The sequence below is a fragment of the Streptomyces sp. NPDC043680 genome (genome assembly GCF_056436685.1).
Map to the genome: position 1 here is coordinate 256,201 of NZ_JBWKCE010000007.1, position 24,517 is coordinate 280,717.

Annotated in this window: 20 protein-coding genes; 8 read left to right on the plus strand and 12 right to left on the minus strand. The window is 72.9% G+C overall.

Translation table 11 applies throughout. The features are described from left to right. Nucleotides 1–183 precede the first annotated feature (183 nt). Nucleotides 184–1,446, minus strand: coding sequence for a diaminobutyrate--2-oxoglutarate transaminase family protein (locus tag AC0666_RS17705; RefSeq protein ID WP_478707894.1), 1,263 nt, complete (start codon nt 1,444–1,446; stop codon nt 184–186). A 491-nt stretch (nt 1,447–1,937) separates the two neighbouring features. Between AC0666_RS17705 and AC0666_RS17710 the strand changes: the two genes are divergently transcribed. Then, nucleotides 1,938–3,110, plus strand: a complete 1,173-nt coding sequence (locus tag AC0666_RS17710; RefSeq protein ID WP_468971367.1) for a trypsin-like serine peptidase — start codon at nt 1,938–1,940, stop codon at nt 3,108–3,110. A gap of 122 nt (nt 3,111–3,232) precedes the next feature. Here the strand turns inward: AC0666_RS17710 and hflX are convergent, their stop codons facing one another. From hflX to miaA, 6 genes are all read right to left on the minus strand, one after another. Further along, on the minus strand, nt 3,233–4,738 hold the full coding sequence (gene hflX / locus AC0666_RS17715; RefSeq protein WP_361720083.1) for a GTPase HflX: 1,506 nt from the start codon (nt 4,736–4,738) through the stop codon (nt 3,233–3,235). Between the two features lie 153 nt (nt 4,739–4,891). Beyond that, nucleotides 4,892–6,337: a M1 family metallopeptidase gene (locus AC0666_RS17720; protein ID WP_468971369.1), complete on the minus strand. Its 1,446-nt coding sequence runs from the start codon at nt 6,335–6,337 to the stop codon at nt 4,892–4,894. Nucleotides 6,338–6,506: 169 nt separating this feature from the next. After that, a complete protein-coding gene (locus AC0666_RS17725; protein ID WP_468971371.1) occupies nt 6,507–8,591 on the minus strand; it encodes a RelA/SpoT family protein in 2,085 nt (694 codons plus the stop codon). Nucleotides 8,592–8,731: 140 nt separating this feature from the next. Beyond that, nucleotides 8,732–9,607, minus strand: coding sequence for a diaminopimelate epimerase (gene dapF / locus AC0666_RS17730; RefSeq protein ID WP_361720077.1), 876 nt, complete (start codon nt 9,605–9,607; stop codon nt 8,732–8,734). 52 nt (nt 9,608–9,659) lie between these two features. Next, the gene (locus AC0666_RS17735) at nt 9,660–10,172 is read right to left on the minus strand and encodes a hypothetical protein (protein ID WP_361720129.1); all 513 of its coding nucleotides are present in this window, start codon (nt 10,170–10,172) and stop codon (nt 9,660–9,662) included. Nucleotides 10,173–10,303: 131 nt separating this feature from the next. After that, on the minus strand, nt 10,304–11,242 hold the full coding sequence (gene miaA, locus AC0666_RS17740; protein ID WP_468971373.1) for a tRNA (adenosine(37)-N6)-dimethylallyltransferase MiaA: 939 nt from the start codon (nt 11,240–11,242) through the stop codon (nt 10,304–10,306). Between the two features lie 226 nt (nt 11,243–11,468). Here miaA and AC0666_RS17745 point away from each other — a divergent pair, with 226 nt between their 5' ends. Continuing rightward, complete coding sequence (locus AC0666_RS17745) at nt 11,469–11,612, plus strand: hypothetical protein (protein ID WP_478707895.1); 144 nt, start codon at nt 11,469–11,471, stop codon at nt 11,610–11,612. Nucleotides 11,613–11,660: 48 nt separating this feature from the next. Then, nucleotides 11,661–11,933 carry an antitoxin gene (locus AC0666_RS17750; RefSeq protein WP_468971377.1) on the plus strand — a complete coding sequence of 91 codons (273 nt, stop codon included), beginning with the start codon at nt 11,661–11,663 and terminating at the stop codon, nt 11,931–11,933. A gap of 171 nt (nt 11,934–12,104) precedes the next feature. Here AC0666_RS17750 and AC0666_RS17755 read toward each other — a convergent pair whose 3' ends face one another. Next, complete coding sequence (locus tag AC0666_RS17755; RefSeq protein ID WP_478707896.1) at nt 12,105–12,815, minus strand: class III extradiol dioxygenase subunit B-like domain-containing protein; 711 nt, start codon at nt 12,813–12,815, stop codon at nt 12,105–12,107. Between the two features lie 30 nt (nt 12,816–12,845). Continuing rightward, nucleotides 12,846–14,366 (minus strand): tRNA (N6-isopentenyl adenosine(37)-C2)-methylthiotransferase MiaB, encoded by a 1,521-nt coding sequence (miaB, locus tag AC0666_RS17760; protein WP_468585261.1) that lies wholly within the window; start codon nt 14,364–14,366, stop codon nt 12,846–12,848. Nucleotides 14,367–14,482: 116 nt separating this feature from the next. Between miaB and AC0666_RS17765 the strand changes: the two genes are divergently transcribed. Next, nucleotides 14,483–15,478 (plus strand): TAXI family TRAP transporter solute-binding subunit, encoded by a 996-nt coding sequence (locus tag AC0666_RS17765; protein WP_468971382.1) that lies wholly within the window; start codon nt 14,483–14,485, stop codon nt 15,476–15,478. 62 nt (nt 15,479–15,540) lie between these two features. Here AC0666_RS17765 and AC0666_RS17770 read toward each other — a convergent pair whose 3' ends face one another. Then, nucleotides 15,541–16,536 (minus strand): ROK family protein, encoded by a 996-nt coding sequence (locus AC0666_RS17770; RefSeq protein ID WP_468971383.1) that lies wholly within the window; start codon nt 16,534–16,536, stop codon nt 15,541–15,543. Nucleotides 16,537–16,805: 269 nt separating this feature from the next. On the opposite strand from AC0666_RS17770, the gene AC0666_RS17775 reads away from it, so the two are divergent. Both AC0666_RS17775 and AC0666_RS17780 read left to right on the plus strand, forming a co-directional pair. After that, entirely contained in the window at nt 16,806–18,089 is a 1,284-nt protein-coding gene (locus AC0666_RS17775) for a glycoside hydrolase 5 family protein (protein ID WP_478707897.1), read from the plus strand. Nucleotides 18,090–18,160: 71 nt separating this feature from the next. Next, nucleotides 18,161–20,314: an endo-beta-N-acetylglucosaminidase gene (locus tag AC0666_RS17780; RefSeq protein ID WP_468971387.1), complete on the plus strand. Its 2,154-nt coding sequence runs from the start codon at nt 18,161–18,163 to the stop codon at nt 20,312–20,314. 3 nt (nt 20,315–20,317) lie between these two features. Here the strand turns inward: AC0666_RS17780 and AC0666_RS17785 are convergent, their stop codons facing one another. Together AC0666_RS17785 and AC0666_RS17790 are read right to left on the minus strand one after the other, a co-directional pair. Then, nucleotides 20,318–21,730: a sensor histidine kinase gene (locus AC0666_RS17785; protein WP_478707898.1), complete on the minus strand. Its 1,413-nt coding sequence runs from the start codon at nt 21,728–21,730 to the stop codon at nt 20,318–20,320. 12 nt (nt 21,731–21,742) lie between these two features. Further along, the gene (locus AC0666_RS17790) at nt 21,743–22,444 is read right to left on the minus strand and encodes a response regulator transcription factor (RefSeq protein ID WP_468585267.1); all 702 of its coding nucleotides are present in this window, start codon (nt 22,442–22,444) and stop codon (nt 21,743–21,745) included. A 277-nt stretch (nt 22,445–22,721) separates the two neighbouring features. Between AC0666_RS17790 and AC0666_RS17795 the strand changes: the two genes are divergently transcribed. Beyond that, the gene (locus tag AC0666_RS17795) at nt 22,722–23,507 is read left to right on the plus strand and encodes an amino acid ABC transporter ATP-binding protein (protein ID WP_468585268.1); all 786 of its coding nucleotides are present in this window, start codon (nt 22,722–22,724) and stop codon (nt 23,505–23,507) included. An 86-nt stretch (nt 23,508–23,593) separates the two neighbouring features. Next, on the plus strand, nt 23,594–24,445 hold the full coding sequence (locus AC0666_RS17800; protein WP_468971392.1) for a glutamate ABC transporter substrate-binding protein: 852 nt from the start codon (nt 23,594–23,596) through the stop codon (nt 24,443–24,445). The last annotated feature ends 72 nt before the right edge of the window (nt 24,446–24,517 follow it).

Consider the following 24,517-nt stretch of genomic DNA (forward strand, 5'->3'; position numbering starts at 1 on the left):
GGCGCTCGCCTGCTCCGGGGTGGTCGGGGTCGGGTGGGTCGGGGTGGGCGGGTGGTCCGGGGTGCCGGTGGTGGGGGTCGGGTGGGTACCGGGGAGGGGCGCGGCCGGAGGTTCGGTGTCAGCCGGGGAGGCGGGGCGGGTGGGGTGTTGGGGATCGGGCATCGGGGTCCTTGGGGAAGCGGGTCAGTGGGGCCGGCGGGCTGCGGCCGCGGGGATGGCATCGGCCAGGCGGTCGAGGACGGCCGTCGCCTGTTCGTCGGTGAGGGTCAGCGGGGGCAGGAGCCGGACGACGCTGCTGTGGCGGCCGCCGAGTTCGACGATCAGGCCGCGGTCCAGGCATTCCTGACGGACGGCTGCGGCCAGGTCGGGGGCCGCGGCGCCCGTGTCGGGGGAGACGAGCTCGACGCCGATCATCAGGCCGCGGCCCCGGACGTCCCCGATGCAGGAGTGGGCGCGGGCGAGGTCGCGCAGCGCCGTGAGCATCCGCTCGCCGAGGGCCCCGGCACGCTCGGCGAGACGGTTCTTCCGTACGTAGGCAAGGGTGGCGGCCCCCGCCGCCATGGCGAGCTGGTTGCCGCGGAAGGTGCCCGCGTGGGCTCCGGGCGCCCACACGTCCAGCCCGGTGCGGTACACGATCACCGCGAGCGGGAGGCTGCCGCCGATCGCCTTGGACAGGACCATCACATCGGGCACCACCCCGGCGTGGTCGACGCCCCAGAAGGCGCCGGTGCGGCCCACCCCGGTCTGCACCTCGTCGGCGATCAGCGGGATCCCGCGCGCCTCGGTGATCTCCCGCATGCGGCGCAGCCAGTCGTCCGGGGCCGGGTGGACGCCGCCCTCCCCCTGCACCGGCTCGACGATCATCGCGGCGGGCCTCGTCACCCCGCTCTTGGGATCGTCCAGCAGGCTTTCGGTCCAGCGGGCCCCCAACCGGGCGCCCTCGGGTCCGCCGACGCCGAAGGGGCAGCGGTGGTCCTGGGGATACGGCAGCCGGGTCACCCGTACGTCCGGGGCCCCGCCCGAGGCGCCCAGGGCCCCGGCGGTCATGCCGTGGTAGGCCCCGGTGAAGGCGAGGAGCCCGGAGCGCCCGGTGGCGGTGCGGACCAGTTTGAGGGCGGCTTCGACGGCGTCCGTCCCGGCCGGCCCGCAGAACTGGATGCGGGCGTCGGCGGCCAGCGCCGGCGGCAGGCAGGCGAACAGCTCCGTGATGAAGGCGTCCTTGACGGGCGTCGCCAGGTCGAGGGTTTGGAGCGGGGCCCCGGAGTCGAGCACGCCCCGGATGGCTTCGAGCACCACGGGGTGGTTGTGGCCGAGGGCGAGGGTGCCGGCTCCGGAGAGGCAGTCGAGGTAGCGGCGCCCGTCCGCGCCCTCGACGGTCAGGCCGCGGGCGCGCACGGGGACCACGGGCAGCGAGCGCGCGTACGTCCGGGCGGCGGACTCGCGCATCGCCTGCCGGCGCAGGATGCCCTCCGCCGTTGCCGACCCGGTGGATCCTGGCCCGCCGGATCCCCGCCCGCCTGCACCCGGCCCACCTGATCCCGGTCCGTCCGGGCCCGGTCCGCCCGCTCCCGGGCTGTCCGGGCCCGCGCCCCGGTTCCCCTGCGGCGGGACCTGGGTCACGGACGCCGCGTCCTGCTCGGTCAAAGCCACGAGTGTCGGACCTCCCGCACGGATGCTCCACCGGATTGCGCCTCGAACATGAACGCTGCTTGCCCATCCCCCGTACGTACCAACGACGATGACGTCGGGGGATCACGGGTGGGCCCAAGATCCTTGGCTCCCGGCGGGCGTGAGCGGACGTCGGCGGATCCGCCCGGCCCGGAACCGCGGGCCCGGACTGTGCCGTCCCCAACGGCAGCGGCATAGTGGGGGGCTGAACGAGCGGCACCTACCCTGCACCGCATCCCACGCCCAGAATCACCAGGGGGATTCACGACATGCGACCGAACCGACCGGTCACCGCGATCCTGTGCGCGGCGGCACTCACGATGACCGCCGCGGCCTGCGGACCCGGAGACGGGGAGGCCGGCGGCGACGCCAAGCCGACCGTGGTGGCGAGCCTTCCGTCCGGGGCCGAAGGGATCAAGATCCCGGACCAGCTCAAGGACAGGCTCAAGCAGCACGGCATAGACCTGGAGCAGTGGAAGGGCGGTGCGTGGAAGAACTGGAAGAAGGAGGACTGGCTCCGCGAGGCGGGCGACTACATCAACCCGATCATCGAGGGTCTGTGGGACTCGGACCGGATGCGTGATGCCGAGCAGCCGCAGACACCGGCGGTCGACCCGGATGCAGGCAAGGACCAGGGCGTCACGGACCCGGCCCCTGCCCCGGTGGCGGCGAAGGCCGCGAACGCTCCGTACCACACGAGCGTTCCGGTGTCGGGCAAGGTCTTCTTCGACGGCCCCGAGGGCTCGATGGTCTGCTCGGCGACCGTGGTCAAGGACCCGGCGCATCCGGGCAAGTCCAACATGGTCTGGACGGCGGGCCACTGCGTGCACGCCGGCAAGTCGGGCGGCTGGTACCGCAACATCGCCTTCGTGCCCTCCTACAACAACGCCGGCAAGCCCGCGGCGCAGCTCAAGGGCGCTCCCCGCAACGAGGTGGCCCCGTACGGCGTGTGGTGGAGCGACTGGGCGCAGACCTCCGACCAGTGGATCGCGACCGGTGGCCCCAAGGGCGGCGCGGGTGCCCCGTACGACTTCGCGGTGCTGCACGTGACCCCGGAGAAGAGCACGGGCAAGTCCCTGGAGGAGACCGTCGGTTCGGCCCTCCCCGTGGAGTTCAACGCCCCTGCGGTGCCGAAGGTCGCGAGCATCACCGCGACGGGCTACCCGGCGGCGGCTCCCTTCGACGGACAGAAGGCGTACCAGTGCGCGGACAAGCCGGGCCGGCTGTCGCTGAACGCGGCCGACCCGGTGATGTACCGCATCGGCTGCACGATGACCGGCGGTTCCTCCGGCGGCGGCTGGGTGGCGGCGGGCAGCGACGGCAAGCCGGCGCTGGTGTCGAACACCTCGATCGGCCCGGCCAAGGCGGGCTGGCTGGCCGGACCGCGGCTGGGGCCGGAGGCCAAGGGGATCTTCGACGCGGTGAGCCGCAAGTTCAAGTAGGCCGGCCTCCCGGGCCGGTCGGACCGCACACGGCACACGGCACCCCGCACACACGGAACACGGCACACACGGCCGAGGGCCCCCTGCACCGCAGGGGGCCCTCGGTCTTCGTTCTGCGCGGGTTACCGCTTCGCGGGCACGTACGGGGACAGGTCCGCCGCCAGTTCCTGGTGGACCCGCACCTTGAGCAGGGTGCCCTCCGGGGTGTGCTCCTCGGAGATCACCTCGCCCTCGGCGTGGGCCCGGGCGACCAGCGAGCCGTGCGTGTACGGCACGAGGGCCTCCACCTCGACCTCGGGCCGCGGCAGTTCGGCGTCGATGAGCCCGAGGAGCTCCGCGATGCCCTGCCCCGTCCGCGCCGAGACGGCGATGGAGTGCCGCTCGATCCGCAGCAGCCGCTGCAGGACGAGCGGGTCCGCGGCGTCGGCCTTGTTGATCACCACGATCTCGGGCACGTTGACAGCGCCGACCTCGCGGATGACCTCGCGCACGGCCGCCAGCTGCTCCTCCGGCGCCGGGTGCGAGCCGTCCACGATGTGCAGGATGAGGTCGGAGTCGCCGACCTCCTCCATCGTGGAGCGGAACGCCTCGACGAGGTGGTGGGGCAGGTGCCGGACGAAGCCGACCGTGTCGGCCAGGGTGTAGATGCGGCCGCTGGGCGTCTCGGCCCGGCGCACGGTCGGGTCGAGGGTGGCGAACAGGGCGTTCTCCACCAGGACGCCCGCGCCCGTGAGCCGGTTGAGCAGCGAGGACTTGCCGGCGTTGGTGTAGCCGGCGATGGCGACCGAGGGCACCTTGTTGCGGCGCCGTTCCTGCCGCTTGATGTCGCGGCCGGTCTTCATCTCCGCGATCTCCCGGCGCATCTTCGCCATCTTCTCGCGGATCCGGCGCCGGTCCGTCTCGATCTTGGTCTCACCGGGGCCTCGGGTGGCCATGCCGCCACCGCCGCCGCCACCCATCTGCCGGGACAGCGACTGACCCCAGCCGCGCAGTCGCGGCAGCATGTACTGCATCTGCGCGAGGGCGACCTGCGCCTTGCCCTCTCGGGACTTGGCGTGCTGGGCGAAGATGTCAAGGATCAGGGCGGTGCGGTCGACCACCTTGACCTTGACGACGTCTTCGAGGGCGATGAGCTGGCCGGGGCTGAGCTCACCGTCGCAGACGACGGTGTCGGCGCCGCTCTCCAGCACGATGTCGCGCAGTTCGCGGGCCTTGCCCGAGCCGATGAAGGTGGCCGGGTCGGGCTTGTCGCGGCGCTGGATCACGCCGTCGAGTACGAGGGCGCCCGCCGTCTCGGCGAGGGCGGCGAGCTCCGCGAGGGAGTTCTCGGCGTCCTGCACCGTGCCGGAGGTCCAGACGCCGACCAGCACGACGCGCTCCAGGCGCAGCTGTCGGTACTCGACCTCGGTGACGTCTTCGAGCTCGGTGGAGAGGCCCGCGACACGACGCAGCGCCGCGCGCTCGGAGCGCTCGAACTGCTCGCCGTCCCGGTCTCCGTCGATCTCGTGGCTCCAGGCGACGTCCTCTTCCATCAGGGCGTCGGCCCGAAGGCTCTCGGTGAAGCTCTGCGAGTCCGGCACGTCCCGTGCGTCCCGCGCGTCCTGGGAAGGGGAAGAAGAGGAGGTCATTGGATCCTTACGTCGTTGTCGGATGGTCCGCGTCGGCAGTCCACAGCCGGTGCCACGCGTGACATAACACTGCCACGTCCAACGTGTCACACCGCCGGGAGATTCCCCACGGCGGGCGGTCCCGTCGATGGTGACATGCCCGTTCCCCGGGGGTCACACGCTTTTCGGGCCGCCCCACTCCGGGTGGCCGGGCATCGCGGGGGTCGTCTTCCCGTACAGCCAGGGCCGCAGGAAGGGCTCCAGATCGCGTCCGGCCTCCTGCGAGGCGAGGCGTACGAAGTCGTCCGTGCCCGCCGTGGAGTCCCCGTGCTCCCTCACCCACCGCCGCTCGACCCGGTCGAAGGCCGCGGCTCCGATCTCCTGCCGCAGCGCGTAGAGCACCAGCGCGGCCCCGTCGTACACCACCGGCCGGAACAGCCCGATCTTCTCGCCGGGCGCGGCGGGCTTCGGGGCGGCCGGGGGCCCGCCGGCCGCCCGCCACTGGTTGGAGCGCTGGTACGCCTCGCGCATGCGCCGCTCCATGGAGTACTTCCCGAGGCCGTCCGCGTACAGGGCCTCGTACCAGGTGGCGTGCCCCTCGTTCAGCCACAGGTCGGACCAGGCCTTCGGGGTCACGCTGTCACCGAACCACTGGTGGGCGAGCTCGTGCACCATCACGGCCTCGACGTACCACTCGGGGTAGCCCTCGCCCGAGAACAGGCCGCTCTCGAAGAGCGAGAGGGTCTGGGTCTCCAGCTCGAAGCCGGTCTTGGCCCGGGCGATCAGCACGCCGTAGTTCTCGAAGGGGTAGCGGCCGACCCGCTTCTCCATCCACTCGATGTGCGCCGCGGTCTTCTTCAGCCACGGGTCCAGGCGCTGCCGGTCCGCGGACGGCACCACGTGGCGCAGCGGCAGTCCGTGCGGTCCGGTCCCGCGGACGACGGCGGAGTCGCCGAGGGAGACCTGCGCCAGTTCCGTGGCCATGGGGTGCAGCGTGCGGTACGTCCACGTCGTCGCGTCGGCCGCCGCGCGGGCCGGCAGCGCCCCCGGCACCCCGTTGGCGACGGCGGTGACACCGGCCGGGGCGGTGATCCGGAAGGTGAAGTACGCCTTGTCGGCGGGGTGGTCGTTGCAGGGGAAGACGCGGTGGGCGGCGTCGGCCTGGTTGGCCATGGCCAGGCCGTCGTCGGTGGTCACCCAGCCGCCGTCGCTGCGGCCCCGCGGGTCGCTGGTGTGCCGGATGGTGATGTGCAGCGGCACGTTCGCCACCACGGGGCTCGCAGGCGTCAGCACCAGGTCCTCCCCGGCGCTCTCGAAGCGCGCCGACTGCCCGTTGACCTCGGCGGACGCCACCGTTCCGCGCGTGAAGTCCAGGTTGATCCGCTCAAGCGGCTGGAGGGCGCGGGCGTCGATGACGGTGACCGCGTCGAGCGGGCTCTTGTTGTCCTTGTACGTGAAGGACAGGTCGTACGAGAGGACGTCGTACCCGGGGTTCCCGAGCTCCGGGAACAGCGGGTCGCCGATGCCCAGCGGCTTCGGCGGGGGCAGCACGGCGGCGACGAGAGCGAGGGAGGCCGCGGCGAGCAGGGCGGCGCGCTTGCGGGGGGAGGTCAGCTGCATCCCCCACCGCATATCAGCGCCCGCCGCGCCCCCGTGCACGGCGCGCGACGAGTCCACCCGAACGGGATCCTCCGGCAGGGCCGGGGGACGCCGCGGCAGGGCCCGTCCTTCGGATCGGCCCGGGGCCGCTCCCGGGGCGGCCGGGCGAGCCTGACCCGGAAGACGGGCCCTAGGCGCGGCTGACGTCGTAGACGCCGGGCACGTCCCGCATGGCCCGCATCAGGGCCGGCAGGCCGGCGGCGTCGGGGAGCTGGAGGGTGTAGGTGTGGCGGACCCGCTGTTCGACGGGGGGTTCCACGGTCGCGGAGACGACCTCGACGCCTTCGCGGGCGATGGCCTCCGTCAGGTCGGCCAGCAGGTGGGGGCGGCCGAACGATTCGGCGACCAGGGTGACCCGGCAGTCCGCGGTGGCCCGCCAGTGCACGGCGACGGAGGTCCGGCCCAGGGAGCGCATCTGGGCGACCGCCGCGCAGTGGATGCGGTGGACGGTGACGGCGCCGCCCCGTACGACGAACCCCGCGACCGCGTCCGGCGGCACCGGGGTGCAGCAGCCGGCCAGCCGTACGGTGGCGTGGGGGAGGTCGACGACCGCGTTGCCGCCGCCTCCGCGGGCCCCGACCACCGAGAGCGGGGCCCGCGCGGGCGTGGCGGTGGGTGTCGCCCCGTCGGGATGGGCTTCGAGCCAGCTGCTGATGGCGATCCGCGCGGCCGGGGTCCTCGCGTGCTCCAGCCAGTCGGGGGAAGGCCCGGAGGAGGTGTCCTGGGCGAGCAGCAGCTGGACGGTGTCCCCGTCGGACAGCGGGGAGGCGAGGGAGGTGAGGCGCCCGTTGACCCGGGCGCCGATACAGCCGTGGGCCGCCTCGCCGTACTGGGCGTAGGCGGCGTCGATACAGCTGGCTCCGGCGGGGAGGCTGATCGTGCCGGAGGCGCTGCCGTCCTCGCGGAACACGGTGATCTCGCGGTCCTGGGCGAGCTCGGCCCGCAGCACGCTCCAGAAGGTGTCGGGGTCGGGCGCGGACTGCTGCCAGTCGAGCAGCCGGGACAGCCAGCCGGGCCGCGTCGGGTCGGCCCGCTCCTCCTCGCACTCGGCGTCGGCGGCCGCGGTGGCGTAGGGGTTGCCGAGCGCGACCACCCCGGCTTCGGCGACGCGGTGCATCTGGTGCGTGCGGACGATGACCTCGGCTACGTACCCCTCGGGCACGGCGACGGCGGTGTGCAGCGACTGGTAGAGGTTGAACTTGGGGGCGGCGATGAAGTCCTTGAACTCCGAGACGACCGGCGTGAAGCAGGTGTGCAGCTCGCCGAGCACCGCGTAGCAGTCGGCGTTCTCCCCCACCAGGACGAGGATGCGGCCGAAGTCGGAGCCGCGCAGCTCGCCGCGTTTGAGGGCGATCCGGTGCACGGAGACGAAGTGCCGGGGGCGCACCTGCACCTGGGCGGCGATGCCGGCGTCGCGCAGGACGGCGCGTACGGAGTCGGCGATGGCAGGCAGTGGGTCGCGCTCCCCCGCGTGGGCGGCGATGAGCGCGCGGGTGGCCTCGTACTCCTCGGGGTGCAGGATGGCGAAGACGAGGTCTTCCAGCTCGGTCTTGAGCGCCTGTACGCCGAGCCGCTCGGCCAGAGGGATGAGCACGTCGCGCGTGACCTTGGCGATGCGGGCCTGTTTCTCGGGGCGCATCACGCCGAGGGTGCGCATGTTGTGCAGCCGGTCGGCGAGCTTGATGGACATCACGCGGACGTCGTTGCCGGTGGCGACGAGCATCTTGCGGAAGGTCTCGGGTTCGGCGGCCGCCCCGTAGTCGATCTTCTCGACCTTGGTGACGCCGTCGACGATGAAGCAGACCTCGTCGCCGAACTCCGCCCGGACCTGATCGAGGGTCACGTCGGTGTCCTCGACGGTGTCGTGCAGCAGAGAGGCCGTCAAGGTGGTGGTCTCGGCGCCGAGTTCGGCCAGGATCAGGGTGACGGCGAGCGGGTGTGTGATGTACGGCTCACCGCTCTTGCGCATCTGGCCGCGGTGCGAGGTCTCCGCGAGCACGTAGGCGCGGCGCAGGATGGACAGGTCCGCGTCGGGATGGTGGGCGCGGTGCGCCTCGGCGACATGTCCGATGGCGTCGGGCAGCCGGTCCCGGGACGTCGGCCCGAGCAGGGCCGCGCGCCCGAGCCGGCGCAGGTCAATGCGGGTCCGACCCCGTCTGCGGAGTTCGGGGCGCGCTTCGGGACGTGCTTCGGGGTTCGTGGCCTCTGCACTCATGGGCACCTCCGGCGGCTTCGACCGGCAGCGGTGGGCATGGGGTGAGCCCTCAGGGCCGGTGCCTGATGCTACCGACCCCACCACGTGGCGCAGTCCACCTCTCGCTCAGCGTGAAACGGATCACCCATGAGAGGGAATCTTCAGCCGAAAGCCGTTTCGGTGAGCCAGGCCGGGTCGAACTCGCCCGCGGCCACGATGACGGCCGGTCCGGTCATGTCGATCCGCCCGTCGGGGTGTTCGGTGATCACGAGGGTTCCGCCGGGGAGGTCGACGGTGTACGTGACCGGCTCGCCGGTGACCGAGGGGTCGGCCCCGTCACGCCGGATGGCGGCCACGGCGACGGCGCAGGCGCCGGTGCCGCAGGAGCGGGTCTCGCCGGATCCTCGCTCGTGGACGCGCATGGCGACGTGGCGGGGGCCGCGGTCGACGACGAACTCCACATTGACCCCCGTCGGGTAGACCTCGGCGGGGCTGTAGGGCGGCGGGTCGAGCAGCTTGCCGGCGTGGTCGAGGCTGTCGACGAAGGCGACGGCGTGCGGGTTCCCCATGTTCACGTTGCGGGCGGGCCAGGCGCGGTCGCCGACCATCACGGTGACCTGCTCCTCGGGGAACACGGCGCGGCCCATGGAGACGGTCACGTCGCCGCTCTTGTCGAGGTGGACCTGCTTGACCCCGCCGCGGGTGGCGACGGCGAGGTCGCCGGGCTCGACGTGGCCGGCGTACTGGAGGTAGCGGGCGAAGACGCGGACGCCGTTGCCGCACATCTCGGCGATGGAGCCGTCGCTGTTGCGGTAGTCCATGAACCACTCGGCCTCGTCGGCCAGGTGCGCGGCCTCGGGGTGGGCGGCGGAGCGGACGACGTGCAGCACGCCGTCGGCGCCGATCCCGGCGCGCCGGTCGCACAGCTTGGCGACGGCCGCCGCGGGCAGCTCGACGGAGTTGTCCGGGTCCGGAACGATCACGAAGTCGTTCTCGGTGCCGTGGCCCTTGAGGAAGGAGAGGGTGCTGTGCGTCACCCGGCCATGGTACCGAGCGGCCCCTGAGCAGGCGGGACGGCCCTGCAGGTGTCTAGCGCAGGCGGGCCACGCGGTAGACCGCGAGGGCGATGACCGCCAGGGCGATCAGGGCGTAGAGCGCGGCGAGGCGCCAGTCGGGGCGGCGGCCGCTGCCGCGGGGCGGGAGGCCCGGCCAGGAGTAGCCCACCCGGCGCGCGGCCATCATGGCCCAGCCGCCCGCGCAGGAGCTGATGAGGAAGCCGAGCATGGCGACGACCGCTCCGCCGTCGCCGAACTCGAAGGCGAGCGGGAAGGCGAACATCAGGGAGCCGGAGGCGGCGAGGATCACGATCGGGGCGATCTGCCACAGCCGCAGGCGGCGCTGCGGGCGCAGCTCGACCTCGAACTCGGGGCCGGAGGCGGCCTCCGCCTCGGCGGGGTCCGGGGCGTCCGGGCCGTCGGGGGTGAGCCGCTCGGGGTCGGCGGGCAGGCCGAGTCCGTCGGGCTCGGGCGACCTGTCGAGAAGCGTCGGATCCGCTTCCCGCCGGGTGTCGTCCCGACCGGTGTCGCGAGGGCCGGCCTCCATCGCCACGCGCCCTCCCCACTCGGACTTCGTACGCCGCCGTTCACCGCCGGTGACCGCACCTGCGGAGTTTGATGATGGCACGGACGGGAGCCCCGAACGGGCGCGCGGGGCGTCCCGATGCCATCACGTGATCAGGCTGTAACCGCTCGTTCGACCAACGACAGCGCAAGTCCGGGGAGTTCCCCGCGGTCGGCCGCGGCCCCGCTGAGCCAGTGCACCCGCGGGTCGCGGCGGAACCAGGAGTCCTGGCGGCGGGCGAACCGCTTGGTGGCCCGGACCGTTTCGGCGCGGGCCTCGTCCTCCGTGCACTCCCCGGCGAGCGCGGCCAGTACCTGCTGGTAGCCCAGCGCCCTGGAGGCGGTGATTCCGTCGCGCAGGCCCTGGGCCTCCAGGGTGCGGACCTCGTCCACCAGCCCGGCCTCCCACATCCGGTCCACGCGCAGCGCGATCCGTTCGTCGAGCTCGGGCCGGGCCACGTCGACCCCGATCTGCACGGTGTCGTAGACCGACTCGTGGCCGGGCAGGTTGGCCGTGAACGGCTTCCCGGTGATCTCGATGACCTCCAGGGCGCGGACGATGCGCCGGCCGTTGCTGGGCAGGATCGCGCGGGCGGCGTCCGGGTCGGCCGCGGCGAGCCGGGCGTGCAGGGCGCCGGGTCCGCGGAGGGTGGCCTCCTCCTCCAGCCGGGCCCGGACCTCGGGGTCGGTGCCGGGGAACTCCATGGCGTCGAGGGCGCCGCGTACGTAGAGCCCGGATCCGCCGACGAGGACGGGCGTACGGCCCTGGGCGAGCAGCTTGTCGATCTCGGCGCGGGCCAGGCGCTGGTACTCGGCGACGCTGGCCGTCTCGGTGACGTCCCAGATGTCGAGGAGGTGGTGCGGCACGCCGCCGCGTTCCTCGGTCGTCAGTTTGGCGGTGCCGATGTCCATCCCCCGGTACAGCTGCATGGAGTCGGCGTTGACGACTTCGCCGCCGAAATGGCGGGCCAGGGCGACGCCCAGGTCGGACTTTCCGGCGGCGGTGGGACCGACGACGGCGATGACCCGCGGGGCGGGGGCTGCTTTCCTCACGGCCCCAGTCTCGCAAACCCCGCGGCATATACCCGATCGGGTTACGTGACGGGGTGGCGGCGGGGTCGTTGCCCTGACGAGGTTCCGCCCGGCGCACGCCCGGCGGAGGCCGGGCCGGACCCAGCGGAACTTCACCCGCACGAGTAACGTTATGGGAGTAGATATGGGCGTTTTTGACCGGTTTTTCCGTCGTAAGGACGAGGTTGCGACCGCGGAGGCAGCATCCGTGAACGTGACGACGGAGTCCGAGGAGGCCGAGGCCGAGCCCACTGATGCGCAGGCTCCCGCGGCGGAAGCCGTGGAGATCCCCAAGCAGCAGTCGGCGGAGGCAGCCGCGGACAGCGAGACCGGTGAGGGCGCCCGTACGTAGCTACCTCCCCCGGATTCCGTCCCGGGGCCCCCAGCAGGAAGGTGACCCATGGGCCTGCTCGACAATCTGAAGGCCAAGCTCGCTCCGGCGAAGGAGAAGGTCGGTGGCCTCGCGCAGAAGCACGAGGGCAGGATCGGCGAGGGTCTGGACAAGGTTGCCAAGGTCGTGGACTCCAAGACCCATGGCAAGTACAGCGACCGGATCACCACCGGTACGGGCAAGGCGAAGGACGCCCTGGGCAGGATGGCGCACAAGGACGAGCACGGCGGACCGACCCCGCCGGCATCCGGCGGGCCGATTCCGCCGACAGCGGCTTCCTGACCCACATTCTGACCGGTCGATTCCGTAAGGGGCGCGGCGTTCCCACCGAACCCGTGCCCCTTCGCCGTACCTTCGCCTTACCCGCTGCCACGCGACTTCTACGCGTCCCCTGCTCGCTCCCCGCCCCGCGTCCGTCCGGGCGCCGGGCCCGGCGCCCGGGCAGTTGGGCCCTCAGGACCAGGCGGCGACGAAGTAGCCCACCCCGTACGGGGCGTCCTCGTACAGCAGCCGCCCTTCGAGGCCCGCGCCCTCCGCGGCGCCGGCCAGGACCTGCCAGGGGGCCCGGCCGGCCGCCTGCAGCTCCTGCGCGAGGCCGGCATCCAGGGCGGCGAGCGCGTGGACGTCGGCTGCGGCCAGGGCCCGGGCGGTGGCGGCGTCGAAGGCCTCGGCCCGCTCGTCGAGGTAGCCGGGGGCCTTCAGGCTGCGGCAGGCGCTGCCGTCGCCCATGACCAGCAGGGCGACACGGCCGTCACGGGCCGCGAGGTCCCGGCCGGTCTCCAGGCACCGCTCGGCGGCCAGCCGCTCGTCCACCGCGAGGCCCTCGACCGGGGAGGCGCCCCAGCGGGCGTGCTCCAGCAGCCACGCCCCGACGGACAGGGCGGTCGGCAGCGGGCGGGCGCCCCCGTCCCCCGCCCCCAGTCGTACGTCGGCTTCGGCGACGCCGAACCCGCGGAAGCTGCCGCGCGAGCCCTGGGGGTAGGGACCCTGGCGGTCCGCGTCCGAGGCTCCGACGACGACGAGCCGGTCGGGTCGGGAGGCGGCCAGGACGGCGAGTGCGTCGGAGCAGGCGGTACGGGCGTCGCCGAGTTCGGCGGCGGCCCCCGCGGCGACCTCGGGCACGAGGAGCGGCGGGGCGGGGCAGACGGCTGCGGCTACGAGCATGATCCGCAGCCTAGCGCCGGGCGGCCCGCGTCACGAAGGGAGGGCGCAGCCCGTGGTGGCCTCCGGGAGCGGGGCCGGGACGCCCAGCGTGGGGATGCCCAGCATGACCCCCTTCGGCTGCGCGGGGGCGGCATTGCGCCGCTCCCAGGCGTCGCCCGCACGGGTGCGGCGCACCGACCGGGTCGGGCCTTCGGCGAGGAGGTGGTGCGGGGCGGCGTAGGTGATCTCCACGGTCACCACGTCACCGGGGCGGACCTCCGCCTCCGGCTTGGTGAAGTGCACGAGGCGGTTGTCGGGAGCACGCCCCGACAGGCGGTGCGTCGTCCCGTCCTTGCGGCCCTCGCCCTCGGCGACCATGACCTCCAGGGTCCGGCCGACCTGCTTCTTGTTCTCCTCCCAGGAGATCTCCTCCTGGAGGGCGACCAGCCGCTCGTAGCGCGCCTGCACGACCTCCTTCGGGATCTGGCCGTCCATGTCGGCGGCCGGGGTGCCGGGCCGCTTGGAGTACTGGAAGGTGAACGCGTTCGCGAAGCGCGCCTGCCGCACCGTGTGCATCGTCTGCTCGAAGTCCTCCTCGGTCTCGCCGGGGAAGCCCACGATGATGTCGGTGGAGATCGCGGCGTGCGGGATGGCGGCCCGCACCTTCTCGATGATGCCGAGGAAGCGCTCCTGGCGGTACGAGCGGCGCATCGCCTTCAGGATCGTGTCCGAGCCGGACTGCAGCGGCATGTGCAGCTGCGGCATCACGTTCGGCGTCTCGGCCATGGCCGCGATCACGTCGTCGGTGAAGTCGCGCGGGTGCGGGGAGGTGAACCGGACCCGCTCCAGGCCCTCGATCTGGCCGCACGCGCGCAGCAGCTTGGAGAAGGCCTCGCGGTCGCCCAGGTCGGAGCCGTACGCGTTCACGTTCTGGCCGAGCAGGGTGATCTCCGAGACGCCCTCGGCGACCAGCGCCTCGACCTCGGCGAGGATGTCGCCGGGCCGGCGGTCCTCCTCCTTGCCGCGCAGCGCCGGGACGATGCAGAAGGTGCAGGTGTTGTTGCAGCCGACGGAGATCGAGACCCAGGCGGCGTACGCGGACTCGCGGCGGGTCGGCAGGGTCGACGGGAAGGCCTCCAGCGACTCGGCGATCTCGACCTGCGCCTCCTCCTGGATGCGGGCGCGCTCCAGCAGGACCGGCAGCTTGCCGATGTTGTGCGTGCCGAAGACGACATCGACCCAGGGGGCCCGCTTGACGATGGTGTCGCGGTCCTTCTGCGCGAGGCAGCCGCCGACGGCGATCTGCATGCCGGGGCGCTTGGTCTTCATCGGGGCGAGCCGGCCGAGGTTGCCGTACAGCTTGTTGTCGGCGTTCTCGCGCACCGCGCAGGTGTTGAACACGACGACGTCGGCGTCGCCGTCGGAGCCCTCGGGTGCCCGCGTGTAGCCCGCGTCCTCCAGCAGACCGGAGAGTCGCTCGGAGTCGTGCACGTTCATCTGGCACCCGTAGGTGCGCACCTCGTAAGTTCCCTTGACGTCCACTGCCGTGCTCCGGTCGCTGCTGCTGGTCATGCAACAAGGGTAGGCGGTACCCGGGAGCCCTCCGGCCCCCGGCCGCCGAGGGCCCGGGGGCCCCTGCGGGCAGGCTCCCCGTGACAGGGCGGCGGGCGGGTGGCAGGATCGCGGCCATGGCTGTCGTACCGCCCCGCTTCCGCAGGCGCACCGCCCTGTGGGGGCTGGTGGCCGTGCTGGCCGTGCTCGGGGTCCTGGCGTGGTGGCTGCGGCCCTTCGGCGAACCGGAGCTCAAGGGGGACCTGACCGTCAGTACGGGAGTCCGTACGGGCGTCTACCACCGCTACGGGCAACTGCTGGAGCAGGCGCTCGCCCGGGACATGCCGGGGGTGCGGGTACGGCTGGAGACCAGCCAGGGTTCCCAGGAGAACCTCCAGCGGGTGGCCTCCGGCAAGGCGGACTTCACGATCGCGACCGCGGACGCGGTCGCCAAGTACCGGGCCGACGGCAAGCCGGGGGCGGAACGCCTGCGCGGATGCGCACGGCTCTACGACGACTACGTCCAGCTGGTCGTGCCGGCCGGCTCCCCGGTGCAGTCGGCGCGCGACCTGCGGGGCAAGCGGGTCGCGATCGGCCAGGAGGGCTCGGGCGTCCGGCTGATCTCGGAGCGGCTGCTGTCCGCGGCGAAACTGGACCCGGCGCGCGACATCACCGCGGTGTCCATCGGCATCGACACCATGCCGGCGGAGCTGGAGGCCGGCCGGATCGACGCCTTCTTCTGGTCCGGCGGCCTCCCGACGAACGCGGTGCGGGAGCTGTCGGAGCGCTTCGAAATCCGGCTCGTGCAACTCGGTGACCTGTTGGAACCCCTCCAGGGCACCGGAAGCCCGGCACGCTACTACCGGTCGGCGGTGATGCCGCAGGACGCGTACACGCGGGCGCGGAACACCTCGGCGGTGGCGACGCTGGCAGTCCCGAACCTGCTGGTGACCACCGAGGAAACGGATCCGGAGCTGACCGAGCAGTTCACGCGGACGGTGATCCTCAGCCGTGACCGGATCGGCCACGAGGTGCACGCGGCGCAGCTGGTGGACCTGCGGACGGCCATCTACACGGACCCCCTGGACCTGCACGAGGGCGCCCAGCGCTACTACCGCTCCGTGAAGCCCTGAAGCCGTGAAGCGGTAAAGCCGTGAAGCGGTGACGAGGCCTCGACGCCTTGAGCCCGGGGGCCTCAGGCCGCCGGCAGCAGCATCAGCGCCGCCGCGGCCGCCCCGATCAGGCCCGCGTGGGTGCCCAGGGCGGCCGGGACCACGCGCAGGCCGGCCACGAAGGACAAGGTGGCGTAGTCCGCCAAGTGGGCGCGGACCGGTGCGAACAGCGTGTCACCGGCGGCGGCGACTCCCCCGCCGATGACCGCGACATCCGTTTCGACGAGGGTCGCGGTGGCCGCGACGGCTGCGGCCAGGGCCCGTCCGGCCCGGTCGAAGGCGGCCAGCGCGACCGGATCCCCGGCCTCGGCGGCCCGTGCCACACCCGCCGCGGAGGAGTCCCCGCCCGCGGGCGGGGTCCAGCCCTGCGCGCGGGCCCACCGGGCGATGGCCGTACCCGAGGCGATGGACTCCACGCAGCCACGGGCCCCGCAGACGCACCGCTCACCGTCGAAGGCCACGCTGATGTGGCCGATGTGGCCCGCGTTGCCGGTGGGCCCCGGGTGAAGCCGGTTGTTCAGGACGAGGCCGCCGCCGACGCCGGTGGAGACCACCATGCACAGGGCGTTGGCATGGCCCCGCGCCGCGCCCAGCCAGTGTTCGGCCGCGGTCATGGCGACGCCGTCGCCGACCAGCACGGTGGGCAGCTCCGCTCCGTGGCGGGCCAGTTCGGCCACCACGCGGGCTTGGACCGGGAACTCCCGCCACGCCTCGATGTTCACCGGGGACACCGTGCCGCGCGAGGCGTCCACTGGGCCCGCGCTGCCGATGCCGCACCGGACCGCCGTATTCCAGAGCGGGGAGCTCGCCAGTTCCGCGACCACCTCCGCCACGGCGGCGAACACCCCGTCCCCGTCCACACCGCGGGGCGTCGGGCGGCGGGTGGTGGCGGTCATCGTGCCGTCGGGATGCACCAACGCCCCGGCGATCTTCGTACCGCCGATGTCGATGGCCACGGTCAGGCCTGCGGCCGGATCGGCGGCCCGGGAGGCCGGGGAGGCGGAGGGGCGAGAGGTCACGTGGGCGCTCCTGAGAGGGGTCGGGACCCAGTATGCGTGCGGCGGCGAGGGCTTGGATTCCCGGGGCTCGGCCCGGCGGTCCGTGCCCGGTTCTGCCCTGTTGACGTACCGCCGCGGCGCGCGACAGTTTGTTGGGCCGCCCGGCGCACGCCGCACAGAGCCCCCAAGCCCCCAAGCCCCCAAGCCCCCGACCGCCCATCCCTGACCCGCGAGCTCAGACTCCACGCCCACCTACTCCAGGACCTCAGACCGCAGACTCCGGGACCCTCATGGACCGCGAAGCCGCTCCTCGCCCACCCCGCCCGCACCGCACGCTCCGCTTCGGCGTCAACCACACACCGGCGCGCGGCTGGTTCCACCACTGGCTCGACTTCGATCTCGACGAGCTCAGGGCCGACCTCGACTCGATCGCCTCGCTCGGGCTGGACCACGTACGGGTCTTCCCGCTGTGGCCGCTGTTCCAGCCGAACCGGTCGCTGATCCGGCCGCGCGCCGTCGAACAGCTCGTGGCCCTCGCGGACGCGGCCGCCGAGCGCGGGCTCGACGTCGCCGTCGACGGACTGCAGGGGCACCTGTCGAGTTTCGACTTCCTGCCCGCCTGGACCGGCACCTGGCACCGGCGGAACCTCTTCACCGACCCGGACGTGGTCGCCGGGCAGGAGGAGTACCTGCGCACGCTGGCCGCCGCACTCGCCGACCGGCCGAACTTCCTGGGCATGACCGTGGGCAACGAGGTCAACCAGTTCTCCGGCACGCCCCACCCCGACCCCGACCTGATCACCCCCGAACAGGCGGGCCGCTGGCTGGAGCGCATGCTCGCCGCCTGCGAGCAGGGCGCCCCCGGCCGGCTGCACGTGCACGCCGAGTACGACGCCGCCTGGTACCAGGAGGGCCATCCGTTCACGGCGTCCCAGGCCGCCCGGCTGGGTGCGGCGACCGCCGTGCACTCCTGGGTGTTCAACGGCACCGCGCAGCGCCACGGCCGGACCGGGACCGCGACCGAGCACCACGCCGCGTACCTGGTCGAGCTGTCGAAGGCGTGGGCGCGCGACCCGCACCGGCCGGTGTGGCTCCAGGAGGTCGGCGCACCCGCTCCGCTGGTTCCGGCGGAGCACGCGGCCGAGTTCACGCGGGCCACGCTCGCGGGTGTGCTGGACTGCCCGGACCTGTGGGGGGTGACCTGGTGGTGCTCCCACGACGTGTCCCGGGACCTCGCGGACTTCCCGGAGCTGGAGTACGGGCTCGGCCTGCTCACCAACGACCGCCGTACCAAGCCGGCCGGTGCGGCCCTCGCCCGGATCGCGCAGGAGTGGCGGGGCCGCGAGCACCGCCCGGCCGTCCGGTCCACCGCGCTCGTCGTGGACGTCGGCGGGGCCGAGGACGCGCCGAAACGCTCCGTGTGTGCGCCCGGCGGGGCCTTCTTCGAGGCCTGGGCCGCCCTGACGGCCCAGGGGGTGCGCCCCGCGGTGGTACTGGCGGAACTCGCCGAGGACGCCGCGCACCTGCAGGCCCGCGGGATCAGGGAGGTGGTGCGCGTCCGCGATGTGCGCTGAGGCCGGGGGCGGCCGACCGCCGCTGACCCGCCGTCAACCGATGCTCCCCCACCGCATTCGAGGAGCCCTGCATGTCCGAGACCGACAACGGCGTCGATCCCCGTACGTCCCCCGCGCACCGGCCGACGCGGCGGCGGGTACTCGCTGCCGCGGCCGCCGGGGCGGGGGCAGCGGCCCTGCCGGGCGGCCCGGCCCGGGCGGCGGCCTCCCCGGCGGCCCCCGCCGGGAGCCCCTTCCCGCCCCCGCCGCCGGCCGCCCGCGCGGCGGCCGACCTGGCCCCGTACGCCTCCTACTGGTTCCCCGACTCGCTGCCGCAGGGCGAGCCCGGGCCGGGCATCGTGTGGCGCTCGCTCAAGGACTGGAGCCCGCAGTCCGATCCGGACCTGGCCTTCAACACCGCAACCGTGCCGCTCGCCCCGCGTTTCACCCCCGTGCCGCCGAACCGGGACGCCCGGGCGGGCCGGGCCCGGATCGCCTCGCTCGTCTCCTTCGGGCCCACCGCCCGCAATCCCGCCCAGGGCTCCGCGAGCGCCGACTACTACGCGCTGACGCACTGGGCGTACCTGGACGAGCTCGTCTTCTGGGGCGGCTCCGCGGGCGAGGGGATCGTGCTCGCCCCGAACGCACCCGTCGTCGACGCCGCCCACCGCAACGGCGTGCGGGTGCTGGGCAACGTCTTCCTCCCGCCCGTCCCGTACGGCGGCGACCTGCGCTGGACGCGGGACCTGGTGCAGCGCGACGCCCACGGCCGGTTCCCGCTCGCCGGGAAACTCGCCGAGGTGGCGCGGACCTACGGCTTCGACGGCTGGTTCGTCAACGCCGAGACCGACGGCGGGGACGGCGCGCTGGCGTCCCGGATGCGGGAGTTCCTGCGCGCACTGCGGGCCGAGGGCGCCCCGTACGGCCTGCGGATCACCTGGTACGACGCCATGAACAGCACCGGCCGGGTCGGCTGGCAGGGCGCGCTCAACGCGCTCAACCAGGAGTTCTTCGAGGACCGGTCGGGCCGGGTCGCGGACACGGTCTTCGTGGACTTCCGCTGGACGGCGCGCACGCTGGCGGACTCGGGGGCGCTCGCCGACCGGCTGGGCCGCTCCCGCCACGAGCTGTGGGCTGCCGTGGACACGGAGTCGCACGGCTGGGATTCCGCCGTCCCCTGGGACGCGATCGTCCCGCGCGGCGGCGACCACGTCGTCAGCTACGGCTTCTACCGGCCCGAGTGGACCCTGAACCACCTCACCGACCGCTCCCCCGGCGCCTTCCACCGCGCCGACGACCGGTTCTGGACGGGCGCCTCCCTCGATCCGGCGCGCCCGGGCCCCGAGGACGGCTGGCGTGCGCCCGCCACCGCCGTCGCCGACCGCTCCACCGTCACCGCCCTCCCCTTCGCGTGCACCTTCAACACCGGCCACGGAGAGCGCTGGTACGAGGCGGGCCGGGTCGTCTCCGAGACCCCGTGGAACCACCTCGGGCTCCAGGACCGCCTGCCCGGGCGCCGCTGGGTGGTGGACACCGCGGGCGAACGCCCGTCCGTCACGCTGGACTTCGCGGACGCCTGGCGCGGCGGCTCCAGCCTCCTCGTCGCGGGCCGGCTGGACCGCCCCGCCGCCGTGGGCCTGCACGCGACCCGCCTGCCGCTGACCCGCTCCACCGTCGTGGAGCTGGTGCACGGCTGCGCAGCAGGGTCGTTCGCCGTCGAGGTCGGTGTGGCGCTGCGCGAGCCGGCCGCCGCGGGCGAGCCGGTCCCGTACACCTGGCTCAGGGCTCAGGCCCCGGCCTGCGGGCAGGGCTGGCGCAGGGCGCGAGTCGGGCTCGCGGCACTGGCGGGCCGGACCGCGTACGGGCTGGCCGTACGGCTCACGCCCCGCGGGAAGGAGGCGGTTGCCTGGCGGCTCGGCGCCCTGTCGGTACGCGACGACACGCCCCGCCGCCGCCCGCCCTCCCCGCATGCACTGAGCGTGGACGCCTCGGCCCAGGACGCCGGCCGGGCCTCGCTCCGGCTGTCCTGGCGCCACGCCCCCGGCCCGGTCCGGCACTACGAGCTGTACCGGCTGCTGCCCGACGGCGCCCGCCGCTTCCTCGGCGGCACCTGCGGCACGGCCCTGTACCTGCCGGACCTCCTACGCGCCGGCCGGGAGCGGGCCGCGGCCTTCGAGCTGCGGGCCGTCGACGAGCTCTACGCGGTCTCCGGGCCGGCCCGCACCACCCTCACCTGGGCGTCCTGAGCCTCATCCGCTGTGCGGGTGGCTGCGGGGGACGGCCACCGTCACCCGGAGCCCGTGCGGCGGGTTCTTCTCGTAGGAGAGGGATCCGCCGCCCGCGGCGAGCAGGGCCCGGGAGATCGAGAGGCCGAGCCCGGAGCCCTTGACGTTCTGGTGGCGGCCGCTGCGCCAGAACCGGTCGCCGACGCGGAGCAGCTCCTCCTCGGTGAGGCCCGGACCGCGGTCGGCGACGACGACGTGCACGAAGGACCCGGCGGGGGCGACCGACACCTCGACCTCCTCACCCTCGGGGGTGAACTTCAGGGCGTTGTCGATGACGGCGTCGAGCGCGCTCGACAGGGCGATGGGGTCGGCCCAGCCCGTCACGGCGGCCCGGCCCGTCTCGGTGAGCCGGACCCCCTTCTCCTCCGCCAGGGGGCGCCAGGCGGCGACCCGTTCGGCGGTCAGCTCCGCGATGTCGGTGAGGCTGAGCTCGGCGGAGGTGTGCTCGGCCAGCGCAAGGTCCAGCAGGTCGTCGAGGACCTGGGCGAGCCGCTTGCCCTCCATGCGCACGGAGGCGATCTCCTCGTTCCCCTCGGGCAGTTCGAGGGCGAGCAGCTCGATCCGCAGGAGCAGCGCCGCGAGCGGATTGCGCAGCTGGTGGGAGGCGTCGGCGACGAACGCCCGCTGCTGCTCCAGCACGTCTTCCACGTTGTCGGCCATCTCGTTGAACGAGCGGGCGAGGCGTCGGAGTTCCGGCGGCCCGCCGGAGGCGGCGACACGGGAGTTCATCCGCCCGGTGGCGATGCCGTGGGCGGCGGCGTCCAGGGTGCGCACGGGCTTGAGCACCCAGCTGGTGAGCCGCAGGGCGGCTCCGAACGCGAGGAGCATGGCGGCGGCGAGCCCCCCGAGGATGAGCAGCCAGCCCCGGAGGATCCGGGCCCGCATCTGATCGGTGGGCGACTCCGTGAGGACGACGGCGACCACGTCGCCGTCGAGGACGACCGGTGAGGCGACGAGGAGTTTGCCGTGGGTCTGCCAGGGCCACACCTGGGCGGGGTCGTGGCTGCGCCGCCCGGCGAGCGCCTCCTCGAAGGCCCGCCGTCCCTCGCCGGCCTCCGGAACCTGCCACCAGCCCGGCGCCCGCGCCATGTCGTTGTCGTCGCGGTAGAAGATGCCGACGCGGATCCCGTACAGCTCCTGGTAGCGGGCGAGCTCCAGCTTGAGGGTGTCGACGCGGTCGGCGGCGCCGGTGGATCCCGATCCCTGGGCGTCGATGACGAACTGCGCGAGGGCGGCGAAGCGGGCGCTGTCGTCGATCCGGTCGACCACCACCCGCTGCTGCTGCCCGGCGGCCAGGCTCACGGCGAGCGGGAAGCCGAGGGCGAGCAGGACGCCCGCCATCAGGACGACGAGCAGCGGGAGCAGTCGGGCGCGCACGGCAGCGGTCCGCTAGGGGGCGGTGGGGGTGACGAGCCGGTAGCCCACCCCGCGGACGGTCTCGATCAGGGCGGGCATGCGCAGCTTGGAGCGCAGGGAGGCGACGTGGACCTCCAGGGTCCGCCCGGTCCCCTCCCAGCTGGTGCGCCACACCTCGCTGATGATCTGCTCGCGGCGGAAGACCACCCCGGGGCGCTGCGCGAGCAGGGCCAGCAGGTCGAATTCCTTGCGGGTCAGCGGTACGTCGGCTCCGTCCACGCTGACCCGGCGGGTGGGCAGTTCGATGCTGACCGGGCCGAGCCGGACCACGGCGGGTGCACCGGTCCCGGTGGTGGCGTCGTCGGAGGCGCCGGTGCGCCGGGCGACGGCGTGGATGCGGGCCAGCAGCTCGCCGGTGTCGTAGGGCTTGACGACGTAGTCGTCGGCGCCCATGTTGAGGCCGTGGATGCGGGAGCGCACGTCGGAGCGGGCGGTCACCATGATCACGGGCGTCGAGGTCCGCTTGCGGATCTTGCCGCACACCTCGTATCCGTCCTGGTCGGGAAGGCCCAGGTCGAGCAGGACGACACCGAAGGGCGGGGCGCCGGCGGGCAGCAGCGCCTGCAGGGCCTCCTCGCCGCTGCGGGCGTGGGTCACCTGGAAGCCGTGCCGGGCGAGGATCGCGGACAGGGCGGCGGCGACGTGGTCGTCGTCCTCGACGAGCAGCAGTCTCATTGCGTCCCCCTTTCCTGCTTTCCTTCTGACCAGTGGCCGTGGTCATGGCCACCATGCATCCACGCCGAAGAAGAGGCCCACGTCAAGAGGGGTCCCGGCCCGGCGGGCCTTCCGTTATGCACCCGGTACGCGTACGGTGCCGCCGTTGCGGCCGCACGTACGGAGCGTATCGGTGCGAGGTCCTATCGTTATGCTCAATTCTCCCTCAGATGTGATGACGCTGTGCACGTCTCGTCACTACTGTCCTCCCAACCGAGGAGGACGGAGCAAGAGGCCGATGAGCGGAGTATCAGTGACCAAGGACGTGCAGGACGCGGCCGGCACCGCGGACGACCTGGTCGTACTGAGCAACGTCAACAAGCACTTCGGCGCGCTGCACGTGCTTCAGGACGTCAATCTGAGCATTGCCCGCGGTGAGGTCGTCGTGGTGATCGGTCCTTCGGGATCGGGCAAGTCCACGCTGTGCCGGACCATCAACCGGCTGGAGACGATCGACTCCGGCTCCATCACGGTCGATGGCAAGGAACTGCCGTCGGAGGGGCGGGAGCTGGCGAGGCTTCGGGCCGATGTCGGCATGGTCTTCCAGTCCTTCAACCTGTTCGCGCACAAGACCGTGCTGCAGAACGTGATGCTGGGTCAGCTGAAGGTCCGCAAGACGGACCAGGCGGCCGCCCTGGAGAAGGCGAAGTCCCTGCTGGACCGTGTGGGTGTCGGCTCGCAGGCCGACAAGTACCCGGCGCAGCTGTCCGGCGGCCAGCAGCAGCGCGTCGCGATCGCCCGCGCGCTGGCGATGGACCCGAAGGTGATGCTGTTCGACGAGCCGACGTCGGCGCTCGACCCGGAAATGATCAACGAGGTGCTGGAGGTCATGCAGCAGCTCGCCCGGGAGGGGATGACGATGGTCGTCGTCACGCACGAGATGGGCTTCGCCCGCTCTGCGGCCAATCGGGTCGTCTTCATGGCCGACGGAAAAATCGTCGAAGAGGCCGCGCCCGAGCAGTTCTTCAGCAACCCGCGCAGTGACCGCGCCAAGGACTTCCTTTCGAAGATCCTGCACCACTGACGTTCTTGTCTGGTAGTGATCCGGTGGCGGCTCAGAGCTACGTGTCGCTCGTCGTCCAACAACGTCTCATCCGAGGGAAGTTCACCATGAAGGTTTTCAAGGCCGGCGCGGCCGCAGCCGTGGCCGCAGTCCTCGCCCTGACCGCGACCGCCTGCGGCGGCGGCAGCGACAAGGCGAGCAGTGACGGTGGTGCGTCCGGCGGCGCCAAGGACAAGATCGTCATCGGCATCAAGTTCGACCAGCCGGGTCTGGGCCTGAAGACGCCCGACGGCAAGTTCTCGGGCTTCGACGTCGACGTGGCGACCTACGTCGCCAAGGAGCTCGGCTACCAGCCGGACCAGATCGAGTTCAAGCAGGCCGTCAGCGCCGAGCGCGAGAACCTGATCGCCAACGGCGACGTGAAGCTGGTCGTCGCGACCTACACGATCAACGACAAGCGCAAGGCGAAGGTCGACTTCGCGGGCCCGTACTTCCTGGCCCACCAGGACCTGCTGGTCCGCGCTGACGACACCTCGATCACCAAGGCCGAGGACCTCAACAAGAAGAAGCTCTGCTCGGTCACCGGCTCCACGTCGGCCCAGAACATCAAGACCAAGCTGGCTCCCGAGGCGGACCTCCAGCAGAACCCCGGCTACTCCGAGTGCCTGACCGGCCTGGAGAACAAGGCCCTCGACGCGCTGACCACGGACGACTCGATCCTGGCCGGCTACGCCGCGCAGGAGAAGAACAAGGGCAAGTTCAAGCTCGTCGGCCTGAAGCTGAGCGACGAGCCCTACGGCATCGGCCTGAAGAAGGGCGACACCGAGCTGCAGACCAAGGTCAACGCCGCGCTCAAGAAGATGGTCGCGGACGGTTCCTGGCAGAAGGCCGTCGAGAAGAACTTCGGCCCCGCCAACTACAAGGCCGAGCCGGCCCCGCAGATCACCGAAGGCAGCTGATTCCTCGGTGAGGGGTGTCGCCGCCCGCCTGCCACGGGCGGCGGCCCCTCTCACCGGCCATCCTGGGGAGAG

Coding starts and splice junctions, on each gene's coding strand:
- AC0666_RS17780 (WP_468971387.1), top strand. CDS start 18,161: ATGTCCGAGACCGACAACGGCGTCGATCCCCGTACGTCCCCCGCGCAC.
- AC0666_RS17725 (WP_468971371.1), bottom strand. CDS start 8,591: ATGAGTGCAGAGGCCACGAACCCCGAAGCACGTCCCGAAGCGCGCCCC.
- AC0666_RS17710 (WP_468971367.1), top strand. CDS start 1,938: ATGCGACCGAACCGACCGGTCACCGCGATCCTGTGCGCGGCGGCACTC.
- AC0666_RS17800 (WP_468971392.1), top strand. CDS start 23,594: ATGAAGGTTTTCAAGGCCGGCGCGGCCGCAGCCGTGGCCGCAGTCCTC.
- AC0666_RS17750 (WP_468971377.1), top strand. CDS start 11,661: ATGGGCCTGCTCGACAATCTGAAGGCCAAGCTCGCTCCGGCGAAGGAG.
- AC0666_RS17765 (WP_468971382.1), top strand. CDS start 14,483: ATGGCTGTCGTACCGCCCCGCTTCCGCAGGCGCACCGCCCTGTGGGGG.
- AC0666_RS17720 (WP_468971369.1), bottom strand. CDS start 6,337: ATGCAGCTGACCTCCCCCCGCAAGCGCGCCGCCCTGCTCGCCGCGGCC.
- AC0666_RS17795 (WP_468585268.1), top strand. CDS start 22,722: ATGAGCGGAGTATCAGTGACCAAGGACGTGCAGGACGCGGCCGGCACC.
- hflX (WP_361720083.1), bottom strand. CDS start 4,738: ATGACCTCCTCTTCTTCCCCTTCCCAGGACGCGCGGGACGCACGGGAC.
- AC0666_RS17790 (WP_468585267.1), bottom strand. CDS start 22,444: ATGAGACTGCTGCTCGTCGAGGACGACGACCACGTCGCCGCCGCCCTG.
- AC0666_RS17755 (WP_478707896.1), bottom strand. CDS start 12,815: ATGCTCGTAGCCGCAGCCGTCTGCCCCGCCCCGCCGCTCCTCGTGCCC.
- AC0666_RS17735 (WP_361720129.1), bottom strand. CDS start 10,172: ATGGAGGCCGGCCCTCGCGACACCGGTCGGGACGACACCCGGCGGGAA.
- AC0666_RS17705 (WP_478707894.1), bottom strand. CDS start 1,446: ATGCGCGAGTCCGCCGCCCGGACGTACGCGCGCTCGCTGCCCGTGGTC.
- miaB (WP_468585261.1), bottom strand. CDS start 14,366: ATGACCAGCAGCAGCGACCGGAGCACGGCAGTGGACGTCAAGGGAACT.
- AC0666_RS17775 (WP_478707897.1), top strand. CDS start 16,806: ATGGACCGCGAAGCCGCTCCTCGCCCACCCCGCCCGCACCGCACGCTC.